This window comes from Micromonospora pattaloongensis (assembly GCF_900107255.1).
In the GTDB taxonomy this organism is placed as follows: Bacteria; Actinomycetota; Actinomycetes; order Mycobacteriales; family Micromonosporaceae; genus Micromonospora_I; species Micromonospora_I pattaloongensis.
In genome coordinates, this window is sequence record NZ_FNPH01000017.1 from 31,305 (window position 1) to 47,949 (window position 16,645).

Here is a 16,645-nt window from a genome sequence, read left to right on the forward strand (position 1 = left end):
TGGACTGTCATCATGTTCACGACCGCCCTCTCCGCAGGGCCCGGCGGGCGTAGACGGCGACCGCGGCGATGATGACGGCGCCCCGGATCACCTGCTTGAAGAAGGCGTCGACCTCGAGCTGGTTGAAGATCGCGTCGATGCTGGCGAGCAGCAGCACACCGCCGACGGTGCCGGCGACGCCGCCGCGCCCGCCGGCGAGAGCGGTGCCGCCGAGCACCACCGCGGCGATCGACTCCAGGTCGTAGAGTCCCTCGGTGCCCACCCGGGGCGCGCCCGCGCCGAGCCGACTGGCGAGGTAGATCCCGGCGAGCCCGGCGCAGAGCGAGCACAACACGTGGGCGGTGACCAGCACCCGGTCGTTGCGCACGCCGGAGAGGCGGGCGACCTCCGGATCGCCGCCGACCGCGACCAGGTGGTGGCCGAAGCGGGTCCGGGCGAGCGTGAACCAGGCCGCCGCGGTGACGGCGACCAGCAGCAGGAACGACAGCGGCACCGGCCCGATCCGCTGGTAGCCCAGGGTCCGCACGAGGGTGGGCGCGGTGACGCCGGCCGGCCCGTCGTAGCCGTTGTCGAGGTAGCCCTTGAGCAGTAGCCCGACGCCGAGGGTCGCGATGAACGCGTTGATCCGGAACCGGGTGACCAGCAGCCCGTTGAGCAGCCCGACGCCGGCGCTGACGGTGAGCGCCAGGCCGACCGCCGGCAGCACCGCCCCGTCGCTGCCGTTCATCGTCTCGGCGGCCACGAGGGTGCTCAGGCTGATCAGGTAGGCCACCGACAGGTCCAGCGAGCCACCGACGATGACCAGGGTCTGGCCGACGGCCACCAGGCCCAGCCCGGCGGCGACATGCAGCAGGCTCACCACGGTCGCCTGGTGGAAAAGCTGACCGCCGTCGACCGCGACCACCAGCCCGCCGATCGCGACGGTGAGCACCAGGGCCACGAACACGCCCGGCACCGGCCAGCGCGCCGGCAGCAACGACTGGGCGCTCACGCGACCGTCTCCCGCGCCGTACCCACCGCCAGGGCGACCACATCCTCCTCGGTCGCGCCAGCGGGCAGCTCCCCGGCGATCCGGCCCTCCCGCATGACGAGGATCCGGTCGCTCATCCCGAGCAGCTCCGGCAGGTCGGAGGAGATCATCAGAACGGCCGCGCCGGCGCGGGCGAGACGGCGCACGAGAGCGTGGATGGCCGACTTCGCGCCCACGTCGATGCCCCGGGTCGGTTCGTCGAAGAGCACGATCCGCGGGTTGAGCGCCAGCCACCGGGCCAGCACTACCTTCTGCTGGTTGCCACCGGACAGGAAGCGGATCTCCTGGTCGTAACCGGCGGCACGGACGTCCACGGCGGCGAGCAGATTCCGGATCCGTACGGACCGCGCGGCGCGGCGGGACCACGCCCGGCCCATCGACCGGCTGGCGAGCAGCGCGTTGTCGAGCACCGACTGCCGGGCGACGATCCCCTCGCCCTTGCGGTCCTCGGTGACGTAGGCGATGCCGGCCCGCAGCGCCGCGCGGGGCGAGCGCAGTCGGACCGGCCTGCCGTCGAGCGTGACGTGGCCGGTGGAGAACGGGGCCACGCCGAAGAGCGCCCGGGCCAGCGCCGACCGCCCGGAGCCCTGGAGGCCACCGACGCCGAGCACCTCGCCGGCCCGCAGCTCCAGGCGCACGCCGTGCAGCTTCCGGTTCCCGCCGTCGCGTACGGTGAGCCGCACCGGGCCGAGGTCGTCGGGGGCGGCGCGGTCGGGGTAGTAGCTGGACAGCTCCCGCCCCACCATGTGCCGCACCAGCTCGTCAGGAGTGGTGTCCGCGGTCGGCACGGTGGTCACCCGGCGGCCGTCCTTCAGGACGGTGATCCGGTCGGCGAGGTCGAAGACCTCGGTGAGCCGGTGTGAGACGTAGAGCAGGCCGATGCCGCGCTGCTGGAGCCGGCGCACCAGCCCGTAGAGCAGCGCGACCTCGTGGTCGGCCAGCGCCGCGGTCGGCTCGTCCATGATGAGCAGCCGCGCGTCCAGGGCGAGAGCCTTGGCGATCTCGACGATCTGCTGCTGGGCGACGCCGAGCCGCCCCACCCGGGCGTCGGCCGGCAGGGCGGCGGCCCCGACCGAGGCGAGCAGTTGGGACGTGCGGTCGAGCATCTCCCGGCGGTCCACCAGGCCGCGGCGCAGCGGCTCGTGGCCGAGGTAGACGTTCTCCGCCACCGTGCGCTCCGGCAGCAGGTTGAACTCCTGGTGGATGATGCCGATGCCGGCCCGCTGGGCGTCGCGCGGGCCGCGGAACGCGCGCCGTTCATTGTTGAACACGACGCTGCCCTCGTCCGGCGGGTAGCCCCCCGAGACGATCTTCATCAGGGTCGACTTGCCGGCGCCGTTCTCGCCGACCACGGCATGCACCTCGCCCGGCCCGAGGTCGAGGTCGACATCCGCCAGGACGCGCACCCCGAGGAACGACTTGCCGATGCCGCGCAGCGCGAGCAACGGCCGCGGCCGGGGATCCGCCATCACCGACCGTCACTCACGGTAGTGACCAACAGGATCGGTACGCGCGGCGTCGAGGTGGCCGCAGAGCCGGGGCCGACGACCAGCCTCCGCCCCCACGGATGACCCGATGTTTGCGTGCTCCAAACAGCTTGACATGAGCAAAACATCACACGTATGAAGATAGATGTTTCGATACCTCTCCGCAATCCTCGATTAACGCTCCGGCCAGCCAACGCCCCGATCGACAGCGTCGCCGACAGGGCGTAACCAGGAGCGGCCAGCTCCACCTCGGACGGACAGGCAGTGTGAACGAGAACATTGGCGTCCTCCGATGTATATCTCGTCCTGGGTGCTCCGACCACGGGAGCCAGGGAACGCGCACACGTCACTGTGTGTGACGTTCCTGCCAAGGTCGCCGTCAGTGCCGACCCCGGCACGACGACCGCCCGACGGCCCCTGCCCTGCCGCCCCGGCGCCCCCTGACACGCGGTCGGGCCCGTGGTCGTGATCCCCCGTTGTCCGCCTGAACTAGGAGACCCCATGCGTCGCAACACATGGATCATCGGGGTGATCGCGGGCCTGTTACTGTCGCTCGCGATCGCCCCGCCGGCATCGGCCGCCCCGGCCTTCCGGGCCCTGCTCTTCACCAAGACCACCGGCTACCGGCACGACTCGATCTCCGCCGGCGTCGCGATGTTCCAACAGCAGGCGGCGGCGAACAACTTCGAGCTGGTGCACACCGAGGACGCGAACGTGTTCACCCCGGCCAACCTGGCCACCTTCGACGTCCTCATCATGTTCCAGACCTCGGGCATGGTGTGGACCTCGGCGGCCCAACGCCAGGCGGTGGAGGGCTTCCTCGCCAGCGGCAAGGGGATCGTCGCCGTGCACAACGCCATGGACATGGGCATCGAGGGCGAGTACCCCTGGTGGGACCAGACCGTGAACGCCGGGGCGCACATGCCGGAGCACTCCCCCGGAGTGCTGCAGGGCACCGCCATCGTCGCCGACAAGAAGCACCCCTCGACGGCCGGCCTGCCGGACCGCTGGGTCCGCAGCGAGGAGTGGTACAACTTCGACCAGAACCCGCGGGGCGCCGTGCACGTCCTGGTCACCGCGGACGAGCGGACCTACAACCCCGGCCCCCGGGGGATGGGGCACGACCACCCGATCTCCTGGTGCCGCACCGTCGCCGGGGGCAAGGTCTGGGCCACCGCCATGGGGCACGCCGCGGCGTCGTACAGCGAGACACCCTTCCGCGACCACGTCCTGGGCGGGGTGAAGTGGGCGGCCGGCAACAAGCCCGGCGACTGCGGCGGCACCGTCTGGGGCAACTTCGAGAAGCGCACCCTCGACAGCAACAGTGTCGACCCGATGGCGCTGGCCGTGGCGCCGGACGGGCGGGTGCTGTACGTCCAGCGCGGCGGTCAGGTCAAGATCTTCAAGCCGAGCACGAACAGCACGGTCACGGCTGGCACGCTCAGCGTCTACACCGGCGGTGAGGACGGCCTCACCGGGTTGGCGCTGGACCCGAACTTCGCCAGCAACGGGTACGTGTACCTGTACCACTCGCCGGCCAACAGCTCCACCGACGTCAACCGGGTCTCCCGCTTCACGCTGACCGGTGACACGCTGAACATGTCGAGTCAGGTCACCATCATCGACATCCCGGCGTACCGGGACCGCACCTTCTCCGAGCCCGGTCACACCGGCGGGTACATCGACTTCGGCCCGGACGGGAACCTCTACATCGGCACGGGTGACGACGTGCCGCCGAACCTCGACCCCAACTGGCAGGGCTACGCCCCGCTGGACTGGCGGCCCGGCAAGCAGATGCTCGACGCCGCCCGGACCGCCGGCAACACCAACGACCTGCGCGGCAAACTGCTGCGAATCCGGCCGCAGGCCAGCGGCGGTTACACCATCCCGGCGGGCAACCTCTACCCGCAGGGCACGGCGCAGACCCGGCCGGAGATCTACGCAATGGGCTTCCGCAACCCGTTCCGCTTCTCGATCGACCCGGCCAACGGCTGGGTCTACCTGGCCGACTACGGACCCGACCGGAACCCCCCGACCACCAACCGCGGCCCCGAGGGGCTCGTCGAGCTGAACGTGATCAAAGGACCGGGCAACTACGGCTGGCCGTTCTGCCACGGCGACAACCAGCCCTACGCTCCGTACAACCCGGACACCGGCGCGGTCGGCGCGAAGTTCAACTGCGCCGCGCCGGTCAACAATTCGCCCAACAACACCGGCCTGACCAGTCTGCGACCGGTCGTGGCGCCCAACCTCTGGTACGGCTACGGCACCTCGCCGACGTTCCCGGAGCTCGGCTCCGGTGGCTCGGCCCCGATGGGCGGCCCGGTCTACCGGTACGACCCGGCCAACCCGTCCGCGACGAAGTTCCCGCCCTACTACGACGGCGTCCACTTCTTCTACGAGTGGTCGCGCGACTACGTCAAGGAGGTGCACTTCGACTCCGCCACGGCGGTGACCCGCACCAACCCGTTCCTGCCGACGGCCCGGTTCAACAGCCCGATGGACATGGAGTTCGGCCGGGACGGCTCGCTCTACCTGCTGGAGTGGGGCACCAACTTCGGCGGCGGCAACAGCGACTCCGGGCTCTACCGGATCGACTACGTGCAGGGCGGCCGGTCGCCGATCGCCAAGGCCAGCGGCACGCCCACCAACGGCAATGCTCCGCTCACCGTCCAGTTTTCCAGCGCCGGGTCGATGGACCCCGACCCCGGCAACACGATCAGCTACCAGTGGACCTTCGGCGACGGCACCACCTCGACGGCGGCCAACCCGTCGCACGTCTACACCGTCAACGGCAACTACAACGCGCAGTTGAAGGTCACCGACAACACCGGCAAGTCCGGCTTCGCCAACGTGCAGATCACCGTCGGCAACACCGCGCCGGTGGTCACCATCACCACCCCACCCAACGGCGGGATGCTCACCTTCGGCGACCGGGTGTCGTACCAGATCAGCGTCTCCGACCCGGACGGCGGCTCAATCGACTGCGCCAAGGTGGTGCTCAACCCCGCGCTCGGCCACGACGACCACGCGCACGAGACGACCGAATATCAGGGCTGCTCGGGCACCGTCTCCACCGACCTGCTCGGTGGGCACCCCGACGGCGCCAACCTGTTCTACGTGCTCAACGCCCGCTACACCGACAACGGCGGCGCGGGTGGCGCGGCCCCCCTGACCGGGCACGCGCAGGTGATCCTCCAGCCCAAGCACAAGCAGGCCGAGTACTACAACAGCCAGTCCGGCACCCGGATCGTCGACCAGGCCGGCGCCGAAAGCGGCAAGCGAGTCGGGGACATCTCCAACAACGACTGGCTGGCGTTCACCCCGATGAACCTGACCGGCATCACGACCGTGAGCTATCGGCTGTCGTCGCCGTCCGGCGGCGGCTCGATCGAGTTGCGCGCCGGCTCGCCGACCGGCACGCTGCTGGCCACCACGCCGGTGCCCAGCACCGGTGGCTGGGACAACTACCAGTCCACGCCTCCGGTCAACGTCACCGCCCTGGCCGGGACCCACACCCTGTACGTGGTGTTCAAGGGCAGCGGCAACAACTGGTTCGACCTCGATTCGTACACCTTCGGCGGGCCCGGCATCGGCACCGGCGGCACCGGCGGTCCCGGCGGCGTGGCCGGCCAGACCTGGACGCTCACCGCCCAGCACAGCGGGAAGCTGATGGATGTCAGCGGTGTGTCCACCGCCGACGGCGCGCAGATTCACCAGTGGGCCGCCACCGGCGGCGCCAACCAGAAGTGGCAGGCGGTTGACGCCGGTGGCGGCGCGGTCTATCTGAAGGCGGTGCACAGCGGCAAGTGCGCCGAGGTGACCGGCGGCTCCACGGCGGCCGGGGCCTTCCTCCAGCAGGCCACCTGCAACAACAGCAACCAGCAGAAGTTCACCGCCACGGCGACCGGGACCGCCGGGGTATACACGGTGAAGAGCGTGCTGAGCGGGCTCTGCCTGGACGTCAACGGCGGCGCCACCAGCGACGGCGCCCGGCTGGTGCAGTGGACCTGCCACGGGGACACCAACCAGCAGTGGCGGTTCAGCCCGGCGTGACGGCCGCCCCCGCCGACCAGTACGCCCGCCGACCGGCTCCGCGCACCGCGGAGCCGGTCCCGCCGGGCCCGACCGTACGCCGCCGCCGGCCCTCCACAGCGGACCGGCGGCGCGGCAGCGGCTACCGCGGCGGCTCCGACAGCAGCCCGGCCGACGCCAGCGCGTCCCACAGGTCGTCCGGCACCGGGGCCTGCCAGCGGCACACGGTCTCGGTCACCTGAGAACCGTCGCGCACCCCGACGACCGTCGAGACGACGGCCGGGTGCCGGCGCACGAAGGCGAGCGCGGCCTGGGGCAGCGTGACGCCGTAGGTCTGGCAGACGACGCCGATGCGTCGTGCCCGCTCAACCATCTCCGTCGGGGCCGGCTGGTAGTTGTACGGCGCGTCGGCCGCCGGCCGGTCCCGGGACAACAGCCCCGAGTTGTAGACACCGGCGATCACCACGCCCACCCCGCGGCGCTGGGCGGCGGGCAGCAGGTCGCCGGCCGCGCCCTGCTCGAGCAGCGTGTACCGCCCGGCGCACATCACCACGTCGACGTCGGTGTCGCGCACGAACCGGGCCAGCATCGGCGACTGGTTCATCCCGGCGCCGACCGCGCCCACGACGCCCTGTTCGCGCAGCTCGACCAGGGCCGGCAGGGCCTCGGAGACGGCCTGCTCCCAGTGGCCGTCGGGGTCGTGCAGATAGACGACGTCGAACCGGTCCAGCCCGGTGCGCCGCAGGCTCGCCTCGAGCGAGCGGCGCACCCCGTCGCGGCTGAAGTCCCACACCCGGCGGTGACTCGCCGGGACGTCGAAGCCGTCGGGGTCGCGCAGATGCGCGTTCCCGGGCGTCGGCACGAGCAGCCGTCCGACCTTTGTGGACACCACGTACTCGTCGCGGGGCCGGTGCCGGAGCGCGGCGCCGAGCCGGCGTTCGGACAACCCGAGGCCGTAGTGGGGCGCGGTGTCGTAGTACCGGATGCCCGCCTCCCACGCGGTGTCGACCGCCGTGGCGAACTCCTCCTCCGTGGTCGCCCGGTAGAGATTGCCGCCCTGCGCCGCACCGAAGCCGAGCTCGCTCAGGCGTACCGCCGGTCGGCGCGGCAGCGGTCGGTCCTTCACGGCAGCTCCAGCCGGTAGACCCGCCCCGCCGTGTGCCGCCAGATCGCCGCCCGGTCGGCATCGCGCAGCTCCGCCAGCAGCTCCGCCACGGCCTCGACCCAGCGGGGGTACGCGGTGGCGAGCAGGCTCACCGGCCAGTCCGAGCCGAACATCAACCGGTCCGGGCCGAACGCCTGCAGGGCGTGCTCGACGGCCGGCCGCAGGTGCGCCGGCGCCCAGGGCGAGCGCCGCATCTCGGTCGCCAGACCGGAGAGCTTCGCCGTGGTGTTCGGCGCGGCCGCGAGCTTGCGCAGGTCGCGGCCCCAGTCGGCGATCCCCGGGCCGTCCAGCGCGGGCTTGCCCAGGTGGTCGAGGACGAATCGCACCTCGGGCAGGTCGCGCGCCAGCCGCGCGGCCATGGGCAGCTGGTGCCGGCGGACCAGCAGATCGAAGGCCAGGCCGGCGGCTCCCACCGCCGCGATCCCCCGGCGCACGTCCGGCCGGTCCAGGTACGCCGGGTCGGGCTCGTCCTGCACGAGGTGGCGGATGCCGACGAGGCGGTCTCCGCCGGGCGCCGCCCGCAGCCGGTCGATCCGGTCGGCGACATCCTCGGCGGTCAGCTCCACCCAGCCGACGACCCCGCGGACGAGGTCGCTGCCGGCCGCGACGCCGAGCAGGTCGGCCGTCTCCGCCTCGGTGGCGATCGACTGCACCACGACGGTCGCGGTGACCCCGACGGCCGCGGCCAGCGGAGCGAGGTCGTCGATGTCGAAGTCTGCGTCGATCGCCGCCATGGTGAGCGGGTCGATCCACGGCTGGGGGTGCCGCGCCCGGACCCAGAGGTGGTGGTGCGCGTCGACGATGCCGGTCATCGGCCCAGCCACCCTCCGTCGACGGGAAGCACGATCCCGTTGACGTAGTCCGACGCCGCCGACGCCAGGAACACCGTGGCACCGCCGAGGTCGTCCGGACGGCCCCAGCGGCCCGCCGGGATCCGGGCCAGAATCGCCCGGTCCCGGTCGGGGTCGTCGCGCAACGCCCGGGTGTTGTCGGTGGCGACGTAGCCGGGGGCGATGGCGTTGACGTTCACGCCGCGGGCCGCCCACTCGTTGGCCAGCGCCCTGGTGAGCCCGGCCAGGCCCGACTTGGCGGCGGCGTAGCCGGGGACGGTGATGCCGCCCTGGAAGCTCAGCAGGGAGGCGGTGAAAATGATCTTCCCGTGGCCGCGTTCGAGCATCGTCCGGCCAATCGCTCGGCTCAGCACGAACTGGCTGCTCAGGTTGACCTCGATGACGTGATCCCACATCTCGTCCGGGTGGTCGACGGCCGGCGCGCGCGCTATCGTGCCGCCGTTGTTGACCAGGATGTCGACCGGCCCGAGCTCGGTGAGCGTGCGCGCCAGCCGGTGCACGGCCGCCCGGTCGGCGAGATCGGCCCGCAGCGCGGTGAACCGGCGGCCGGCCGCCCGCACCCGGCGCTGCACCTCGGTGCCGTCGGCCTCGAGCCGCGCGGAGACACCGACGATGTCGGCGCCGGCCCGGGCCAGGGCTTCGGCCATGGCCAGGCCGATGCCGCGCCGGGCGCCGGTCACCACAGCGAGCCGCCCGGACAGGTCGAACGGATCGCTCATCGGGCGTCCTCCCGCAGGTCGAGCAGCACCTTCAGCACGCCGCCTTGCTCCATGGCGGCGAAGGCGGCGGTCGCCGCCTCGACCGGTTCGATCCGGGAGATGAGCTGACGCGCCGGGACCGCGCCCGAGCCGACCAGCCGGACCGCCTCGGCCATGTCCTCGCGCCGGTACAGGCGGGCGCCGCGCAGCTCCAGCTCCCGCCAGAAGAACCGGTGCAGGTCGACCGGACGGGGCCGGGGATGAATCGCCACCATCACCAACCGCCCCCGGGCGGCCAGCACGTCGACCGCCGTGGCGACGCCGGCGGCGGCGCCGGAGACCTCGAAGGCCACGTCCGCGCCCGTGCCGGCCGTGCGCTCGTCGACCAGGGCCACCACGTCGATCGCGTGCGGGTCGACGACCTCCAGCCCGATGCCGTCCGCGACCGCCCGCCGGTACGGGTCGGGTTCGACGAGCAGCACCCGCGCGCCACGACCCCGCGCAAGCGTGGCGATGAGCACCCCGACCGGTCCGCCGCCGACCACGACGACCTGGTCGGCGGCGGTCACCTCGGCCCGCCGTACGTCATGCACCGCGACGGCGACCGGCTCGACCAGCGCCGCGTGCTCGAGTGGCAATTCGTCGGGCAGCGGCACGACCAGATCCGCCGGCACGTTCCAGGAGGACTGCATGGCGCCGGGCGAGTCGAGGCCGAGGAAGTCCATGGCGTGGCAGACGTGCGGGTGCCCGCTCCGGCAAGCCGGGCACCACCCGCACGACCGGGTCGGCATGACGGTGACCGGCTGGCCGACGGACCAGCCGATGACGTCCGCGGCCACCGCGGTGACCCGGCCGGACATCTCGTGCCCGATGATCGCCGGGGCGGCGACCCGGGCGTCCAGGTCGCCGTGGTAGACGTGCAGGTCGGTGCCGCAGATCCCGACGTAGGCCACGGCGATCCGCAGCTGGCCGGGGCCCGGCGGCCGCGGGTCACGTTCCTCGATCGCGAGGCGCCGCGCCCCTCGGTAGACGACTGTCTTCATCGGATACTCCGTGTCGAGGCTCGGTGCGGTGGACGGACAGCGGGGCCGGCTCAGGGGCGTACGGTCGGCGACACGTCGTTGTGGGCGCGCAGCGGCGGGGCGGGACGCGGCCAGCCGGCAGCGACGCGGTCGGTGCCGCCCAGCAGCCGTCGTCCGGCCCGCTCCGGCCGGACATCGGGCCCTTGGGCCCGGTGGTCGTCCCGGGTCCGGGCGGCCGCCCGGATCCGGTCCTCGTCGATCCGGAGACCCAGGCCGGGCGAGTCACCCAGGACGAAGGCGCCGTCCTCGACGTGCACGTCGAGGGAGACGCCGACCGGCGCGGACAGGTCCTGCAACTCGCTGGTGAGATGGTTGGGCAGCGCGGTGGCGGCGTGCAGCAGCCCGATCGGGCTGTTGCCGATCGGGCTGACCGGCAGGTCGTGAGCGTGTGCCAGCGCGGATACCCGCAGGAAGTGGGTGATCCCCCAGACGGCGGCGGTCTGGACGATGTCGACGGCGCCGGCCGTGAGCAGGGGCCGATACTGCTCGAGCCCGGTGAGGTTCTCGCCGGTGGCGACCGCCGCCCGGATCCCCCGGCCGACGGCGGCGAGGCCGTCGGCGTCCCAGCGCCGCACCGGTTCCTCGATCCAGATCAGATCCAGGACGCGTTCGAGTTCACCGACGTGCCGCACGGCCTGCTTGCGGGTCCAGGCTTCGTTCACGTCGAGCATCAGGCCGGGACGCAGTCCCCGCCCGGCCTCGGTCAGCACCTCCCGGACCAGGCAGAGGCGATGCCGGTCACGCTCGATGTCCAGGCCGCCCTTGAGCTTGGCGGCGCGCAGCCCGTGCCGGGCATAGACCTGGTACGCGGCGACGAGCTCGTCGTCGGTGAGCGCGATGTCCAATGCGGACGCGTAGGCGGGCACCCGCCGATCGCGGCCGCCCAGCAGCCGCCACAACGGCTCACCGGCGGCCTGCGCCTTGATGTCCCACAGCGCGGTGTCGAGCGCGCCGATCGTGCCGAAGACCGGACCGGCGTGCCCCGCCTTGAAGGTGTGCCGCAACATGCGGTCGTAGAGGCTCGTCACGGCGCGGGGGTCCTCGCCCTCGACGGCCGCGAAGATCCGCTCGATCTCGACGTGCGGCCCGAGGCCGACCCCGGATATCCCCTCGTCGGTGTCGACGATGACGAGCGACACCGGGACGACGCCGTCGGCGTAGACGCCGTTGGCGTCGCCGACCGGCCGTCCCCATTCCTGGACGGTGTCGAGGGTTCGATAGCCGATAACCCGCATGTCAGCCCTTCGTGGCGCCGGCGGCGACCCCGTCGGCGATCTGGCGCTGGAGGAAGAGGTAGGCCACGAGGACCGGTACGGCCGCGATCAACACCCCGGACGCGAACGTGGGGATGTCGTCGGCGTACTGCCCCTTGAGCGCGGTCACGCCGACCATGAGCGTCCGGTGGTCTGCCGAGGGCATCATCACCAGCGACATGAGGACGTCGTTCCAGCAGAACAGGGCGTCGAGGATGCCCACCGACAGCAGGGCCGGGGTGCCCAGGGGCAGCATGATCCGCCGGTAGACGCCGTACACGCTGTTGCCGTCGATCCTGGCCGCGTCGACGATCTCCCCGGGAATGGTCTTGTAGTAACTCGTCATCAGGAACACCGTGAAGGGCAGGAACTGGGCCACGTAGACGAGAATCAGGCCGGGGTAGGTGTCGATCAGCCGGCTGTCGGCCATGATCCGGGCCAGCGGCACCATGATCACCTGGAACGGCACGAAGAGCCCCGCCAGGCATGCCACGAACAGCGCCGACGAGCCGCGGAACCGCAGCTGGCTCAGGGCAAAGCCGGCCATGGATCCGAGCAGGAGCAGCAGGAGCACCGACGACGTCACCGCGACCAGGGAGTTGGCGAAGTAGCGCCCCAGGCCGACGCTGCCCCACGCCGTGCTGATGTTCTCCCAGCGCAGCGCGTCGGTCAGGGAGAACCGGTCGAGGACGTAGTCGCGCCGCGTCTTCATCGCGACGTTGACGGTGAACAGCAGCGGATAGAGCGTGGCCAGCGCGAGCAGCGACATCGGGATCGCCAGCAGCCACCGGCTCAGCCGGGCGTGCGACATCAGTCCTCCCTCCCGGCGCGCCTGAGCAGCTTGATCTGGAGCAACCCGACGCCGAGCATGACCAGGAAGAGAACCGTCGAGGCGGCCGAGGCGAGGGCCGGCCGGTTCATCTGACCCTGCTGGATCCAGATGTAGTACTCCGGCAGGTAGGTCGAGCCCTCCGGGCCGCCGCTGGTCATCACGTAGAGCAGACCGAACATCGAGGTCAGCATCCCGATCATGGTGGTGACGGCGACGAACTGGATGGTGCGCGCCAGTCCCGGGACGATCACGTGCCGGATGACCTGGAGCAGTGACGCCCCGTCGACCCGGGCCGCGTCCAGGAGCCCGGCGTCGAGGGTGGCGAACCCGGCGAGGAACACCACCAGGGCCATTCCGAAGGTCGCCCAGACGTGCACGCCGACCACCACGAACATCGCGACGCCCGGGTCGCCGAGCCAGTCCACGGCGTCGATGCCGACCGCACCGAGGAGAGCGTTGAACGGGCCGTCGAAGGCGAGCAGGAGGTTGAAGATCGCTCCGACGATCACCGGGGAGAGCACCCCGGGAAAGAAGTAGACGCTGCGGTAGAGCCGGTGGCCGGGCACCCGCAGGTAGATGAACGTGGCGAGCAGGCCGGGGATCGCCACCGCCACCGGCAGCAGCAGCACCAGCAGCCCGACGTTGCTCAGCGCGGTGCGGAACAGCGGATCCCGGAGCAGCTCCAGGTAGTTGTCGAGGCCGACGGCCACCCCGTTGCGCTCGCCGTCGCCGGTGAAGGAGAAGTTGACGCCGAGCAGCAACGGGTAGAGCCGCAGCACGACGATGACCAGGGCAGCGGGGGCGAGCAGGAGGTAGGGGGCGAAACGCTCGGCCCTCGGGCCGGCGCGGCCCCGCCGGGCACCCGCGCCGCCCGGGCGTACGACCCTCGCCCCGTCGGTCCGCCCGGTGGTCATCGGGCGGACCGACGGCGGCGCGTTTCCGGTCGGCACGGGCTCAGCCCGCCTGGTCGGAAGCGGCCAACTGCTTCACCACCTCGTCCACGGTGACCGAGCCGCTGAGCAGTTGTTGGGAGAGCCGCCCCATGAGCTCCAGGGTCTTGGAGGAGAGCGCCACGTGCAGCGCGGGCTTGCCGGTCCTGAGCCGGGAGACGATCGTCGCGACGGCCGGCCCGCCCTGCGAGACGTCGATCGTCGTGTCCGCGGCGATCGCGCCGGCCGCCTGATAGAAGGCCTGCAACGCCTCGGTGGAGGTCAGGGAACGCACCAGGTCGGCTGCCACCTTGGGAACCTTCGTCCACTTTGCCACCCCGTAGCCGATGCCGCCGTCGTACGGCAGGCTCGGAGTGCTGCCCGGGGTGACGACCGGGGCGTCCAGCACCCCCAGCTTGTCGGCAGTCAGGAACTCGCTGAAGTCCTTCCAGTGCCCCACGTCCGACATCAGGCCGATGATGTGGGCCGCCTTGCCGGACTGGAAGAGGGCGAAGGAGTCGTTGAACATCGCGGTGGAATTGGCCCCCTGGTTGTTGAGGCCCGCGTCGCCGGCCTCCTTCCAGAGCTGGAAGATGCGCCTGACGTTGGGTGACTTCCAGTCGCGCCGCCCGGCGATCCAGGCGTCGTACTCCTGCGCGGTGAGGACGCCGGAGCCCAGGGCCGAGAGCCAGAACTGGATGCCGGCGCCCTCCTTGTTGCCCAGGGCGAAGCACGTGGCGCCCGCCTTCGCCAGGGCGGCGCAGTCGGCGACGAACTGGCTCCACGTCGTCGCCGGGCGCGCCGGGTCGAGCGCGGCCTTCTCGTAGAGCGCCTTGTTGTAGTAGATGGGGTGACCCTGCAACGTCACCGGGGCGGCGTAGACCTTGCCGTCCTTGCTGAACGCCTCCCAGCCGGCCAGCCGCTGCTTGTCATCAGCCACGTACCCGTCCAGCGGCGTCAGCGCGTCCACCCGGTCCCGGAGCTGGCCGCCGCCGTTGAACAGGATGACGTCGGGGCCCCGGCCGGCCTGGATCGCCGCGCCGAGCAGGGTGTAGTACTGGTCGAACGGTTGCGCCACGAACTCGACCTCGACGCCCGGGTGCTTCCGGGCGAAGTCGGCCTTTGCCTTTTCGACGTACGACGCGGCGCTGGCTTCACCGGACTTCCAGTCCCACACCACCAGCTTGCCGGCCTCGCCGCCGGGCGAGGACTTCGGGCCGGTGGCGGCGCCGCAACCGGTCAGCGCCAGTCCCGCGACGAGGACGGCCGACCAGACAACTCGCGTTTTCATCGCGGTCCACCTTGGAGTGAGGGGCTCGCCGGCGGGGGAACCGACCGAGGCCAACGTTACTCGTATCACGTATGACGTCAAGCGTCAGTCGTAAGCTGTCCATGGGTCGTGGCGGCATCGCGCACGGCGAGCCATCGGAGGGGACATGACGGCATCGCGGGAGGCACCCGTGCACACCTCGCAGGCCCCGGCCTGGACGCGTCGACCGGCGAACCTGGCCAGAGCGGTCACCGCGGAGCTGGTCGAGCGGATCGTCCGCGGCGTGCATCCACCGGGGACTCCCCTGCCCCCCGAGCCGATCCTGTGCGAGACCTTCTCGGTCAGCCGGACCGTCGTCCGGGAAGCGGTGAAGATCCTCCAGGAAAAGGGGCTGGTGCACGTCCGCCAGGGCGCCGGCACCACCGTCACCCCGCCGTCCATGTGGGACATGCTCGACGAGCTGGTGCTCGCGGCGACCATCGCCGAGGACGACAGTCTGGCCATCCTCGACGACCTCGTCGCGACCCGCCGCGTACTGGAGTCCGACATGGCCAACGTCGCCGCCCGGGTGGCCGATCAGCCGGTCATCGATCAACTGCGCCGGCTGGTGGACCGGATGGACGAACTGGTCGACGACCACGTCGCTTACCACGAACACGACCGGGCGTTCCACGACACGGTGATGCAGGCCTCCGGCAACCGGATCGCCCGCGGCGTCGTGCGGGCGCTGGAGAGCCAGGTCGCCAACACCGCCCGGTACATGGGTCGCACCGAGCGGTCCCTGTGCGTCGCGTCCAACCAGGGGCACCGCCGCATCTACGAGCGCATCGCCGCCCACGACCCGGACGGCGCCGCCGAGGCGATGTTCACTCACATCACCGAGGCCTGGCTGGTCCGGCGCAGCGGTTCCGGCCGACCCGACCGGCTGCAACGGTGACCGGCGGCGGGGTGGCCGCCACCCCGCGGTACGGGATGGCGGCCGCCCCGTCTGCTCGGCATCAGCCACGTTGCTGATCCGAATCAGGAGAACTGCGCGAAGAACCGCCAGATCTCACCCTTGGTCCAGGTGGTGACGCCGCTCTCGGCATACGTCCCCTCCACCGGACCGGGCATGTGGCCGTTGTCGAAGGCGGCCCACTGCACCGGATACCCGGAGCGGCACCCCGAGTAGGCGGTGGTGATGTGCGTACGGCTGCCGGCCGCCGGCTCCCGCGGACTCTGCGGGGTGCATCCGTTGTTCCGGACGAAGGTGTCGCGCAGCGAGCGCCCCATGGAGATGTTGAGGACGTTGTCCGAGATGCCGTGCAGCCCGAAGTACGCGATCGGCTGCGTGCCGCCGCTGCACCCGCTGAGCTGCGCGCCGGCGATGACCGCGACGGCCCGGAAGACGTCGGCCCGCGCGCAGGCCAGCGCGTAGCTCATCCCGCCGCCGTAGCTGAAGCCGAGAGCGAACCGCTGCCGGGGGTTGACGCAGAGGTCGCTCTCGATCCGCCGGATCATGTCGTCGACGAAGGTGACGTCCTCACCGCCGGCGTTGGCCCAGCCGTTGCCGAACCCCTGCGGTGCGACCAGGATGGCGCTGTTGTTCGACTGTTCCTGCTGCCCGTAGTAGGACCAGGCGGCCCCGCTGGTGCCGCCGGAGGAGACGTCCTGCATAGTGCCGCCGCGCCAGTGGAACGCGAAGATCAGCCGGTAGGGATTGTTGTTGTTGTAGTTGTTGGGGACGCGCAGGATGAACTGGCGGCTCTTGCCGTTGCTCTGGATCGTGTGCGTGCCGCTGGACAGCGTCGGCGCCTTGCCGCACCCGCTGCCGCCCGTCGGCGGCGGGGTGCCGCCGCCCCCGTCCATCCGGACCAGCTGCCACTGCTGGTTGGCGCCGTTCCAGTCGGCGTACTGCACGATGTTCGCACCGTCCGCCGTGGAGGCGCCCTGCACCTCCACCACCTTGCCGCTGTGCCGGCTGACCAGCCGGATGTGGCCGCCGTCCGAGTCAGCCAGCCGGAACTGCTGGTT

General features: G+C 71.5%; 13 protein-coding genes. 2 read left to right on the forward strand and 11 right to left on the reverse strand.

The window, feature by feature from the left end:
- Window positions 1–16: 16 nt before the first annotated feature.
- On the reverse strand, window positions 17–991 hold the full coding sequence (locus BLW47_RS23850) for an ABC transporter permease (protein ID WP_091562726.1): 975 nt from the start codon (window positions 989–991) through the stop codon (window positions 17–19).
- Complete coding sequence (locus BLW47_RS23855) at window positions 988–2,499, reverse strand: sugar ABC transporter ATP-binding protein (protein ID WP_091562730.1); 1,512 nt, start codon at window positions 2,497–2,499, stop codon at window positions 988–990. The genes BLW47_RS23850 and BLW47_RS23855 overlap by 4 nt, the downstream gene beginning before the upstream one ends.
- A gap of 519 nt (window positions 2,500–3,018) precedes the next feature.
- Between BLW47_RS23855 and BLW47_RS23860 the strand changes: the two genes are divergently transcribed.
- Window positions 3,019–6,573, forward strand: coding sequence for a ThuA domain-containing protein (locus BLW47_RS23860; protein ID WP_091562734.1), 3,555 nt, complete (start codon window positions 3,019–3,021; stop codon window positions 6,571–6,573).
- A 121-nt stretch (window positions 6,574–6,694) separates the two neighbouring features.
- Here the strand turns inward: BLW47_RS23860 and BLW47_RS23865 are convergent, their stop codons facing one another.
- The 8 genes from BLW47_RS23865 to BLW47_RS23900 are packed head-to-tail and all read right to left on the reverse strand — an operon-like array spanning window position 6,695 to window position 14,653.
- Window positions 6,695–7,678: an aldo/keto reductase gene (locus tag BLW47_RS23865; protein WP_091562738.1), complete on the reverse strand. Its 984-nt coding sequence runs from the start codon at window positions 7,676–7,678 to the stop codon at window positions 6,695–6,697.
- Entirely contained in the window at window positions 7,675–8,529 is an 855-nt protein-coding gene (locus BLW47_RS23870) for an amidohydrolase family protein (RefSeq protein WP_091562742.1), read from the reverse strand. The genes BLW47_RS23865 and BLW47_RS23870 overlap by 4 nt, the downstream gene beginning before the upstream one ends.
- Window positions 8,526–9,287 (reverse strand): 2-dehydro-3-deoxy-D-gluconate 5-dehydrogenase KduD, encoded by a 762-nt coding sequence (gene kduD, locus BLW47_RS23875; protein WP_091562746.1) that lies wholly within the window; start codon window positions 9,285–9,287, stop codon window positions 8,526–8,528. The genes BLW47_RS23870 and kduD overlap by 4 nt, the downstream gene beginning before the upstream one ends.
- Window positions 9,284–10,309 carry a zinc-dependent alcohol dehydrogenase gene (locus tag BLW47_RS23880; protein WP_091562751.1) on the reverse strand — a complete coding sequence of 342 codons (1,026 nt, stop codon included), beginning with the start codon at window positions 10,307–10,309 and terminating at the stop codon, window positions 9,284–9,286. Before BLW47_RS23880 ends, kduD begins: the two co-directional genes overlap by 4 nt.
- Before the next feature lie 50 nt (window positions 10,310–10,359).
- Window positions 10,360–11,583 carry a mandelate racemase/muconate lactonizing enzyme family protein gene (locus BLW47_RS23885; RefSeq protein WP_091562753.1) on the reverse strand — a complete coding sequence of 408 codons (1,224 nt, stop codon included), beginning with the start codon at window positions 11,581–11,583 and terminating at the stop codon, window positions 10,360–10,362.
- Window position 11,584: 1 nt separating this feature from the next.
- Window positions 11,585–12,412: a carbohydrate ABC transporter permease gene (locus BLW47_RS23890; protein ID WP_091562756.1), complete on the reverse strand. Its 828-nt coding sequence runs from the start codon at window positions 12,410–12,412 to the stop codon at window positions 11,585–11,587.
- Complete coding sequence (locus tag BLW47_RS23895) at window positions 12,412–13,347, reverse strand: carbohydrate ABC transporter permease (protein ID WP_091562787.1); 936 nt, start codon at window positions 13,345–13,347, stop codon at window positions 12,412–12,414. The genes BLW47_RS23890 and BLW47_RS23895 overlap by 1 nt, the downstream gene beginning before the upstream one ends.
- 40 nt (window positions 13,348–13,387) lie before the next feature.
- Complete coding sequence (locus tag BLW47_RS23900; RefSeq protein ID WP_091562760.1) at window positions 13,388–14,653, reverse strand: ABC transporter substrate-binding protein; 1,266 nt, start codon at window positions 14,651–14,653, stop codon at window positions 13,388–13,390.
- A 145-nt stretch (window positions 14,654–14,798) separates the two neighbouring features.
- On the opposite strand from BLW47_RS23900, the gene BLW47_RS23905 reads away from it, so the two are divergent.
- A complete protein-coding gene (locus tag BLW47_RS23905) occupies window positions 14,799–15,569 on the forward strand; it encodes a FadR/GntR family transcriptional regulator (protein ID WP_091562764.1) in 771 nt (256 codons plus the stop codon).
- A gap of 83 nt (window positions 15,570–15,652) precedes the next feature.
- On the opposite strand, the gene BLW47_RS23910 is transcribed toward BLW47_RS23905, so the two are convergent.
- Window positions 15,653–16,645, reverse strand: a 993-nt coding sequence (locus BLW47_RS23910; protein WP_217634937.1) for an RICIN domain-containing protein, incomplete at its 5' end; no start/stop codon positions are given.

What these genes read in the sequence shown, in the direction of transcription:
- BLW47_RS23905 (WP_091562764.1), top strand. Translation starts at nt 14,799, where the DNA reads ATGACGGCATCGCGGGAGGCACCCGTGCACACCTCGCAGGCCCCGGCC.
- BLW47_RS23870 (WP_091562742.1), bottom strand. Translation starts at nt 8,529, where the DNA reads ATGACCGGCATCGTCGACGCGCACCACCACCTCTGGGTCCGGGCGCGG.
- BLW47_RS23895 (WP_091562787.1), bottom strand. Translation starts at nt 13,347, where the DNA reads ATGACCACCGGGCGGACCGACGGGGCGAGGGTCGTACGCCCGGGCGGC.
- BLW47_RS23890 (WP_091562756.1), bottom strand. Translation starts at nt 12,412, where the DNA reads ATGTCGCACGCCCGGCTGAGCCGGTGGCTGCTGGCGATCCCGATGTCG.
- kduD (WP_091562746.1), bottom strand. Translation starts at nt 9,287, where the DNA reads ATGAGCGATCCGTTCGACCTGTCCGGGCGGCTCGCTGTGGTGACCGGC.
- BLW47_RS23880 (WP_091562751.1), bottom strand. Translation starts at nt 10,309, where the DNA reads ATGAAGACAGTCGTCTACCGAGGGGCGCGGCGCCTCGCGATCGAGGAA.
- BLW47_RS23855 (WP_091562730.1), bottom strand. Translation starts at nt 2,499, where the DNA reads ATGGCGGATCCCCGGCCGCGGCCGTTGCTCGCGCTGCGCGGCATCGGC.
- BLW47_RS23885 (WP_091562753.1), bottom strand. Translation starts at nt 11,583, where the DNA reads ATGCGGGTTATCGGCTATCGAACCCTCGACACCGTCCAGGAATGGGGA.
- BLW47_RS23900 (WP_091562760.1), bottom strand. Translation starts at nt 14,653, where the DNA reads ATGAAAACGCGAGTTGTCTGGTCGGCCGTCCTCGTCGCGGGACTGGCG.
- BLW47_RS23860 (WP_091562734.1), top strand. Translation starts at nt 3,019, where the DNA reads ATGCGTCGCAACACATGGATCATCGGGGTGATCGCGGGCCTGTTACTG.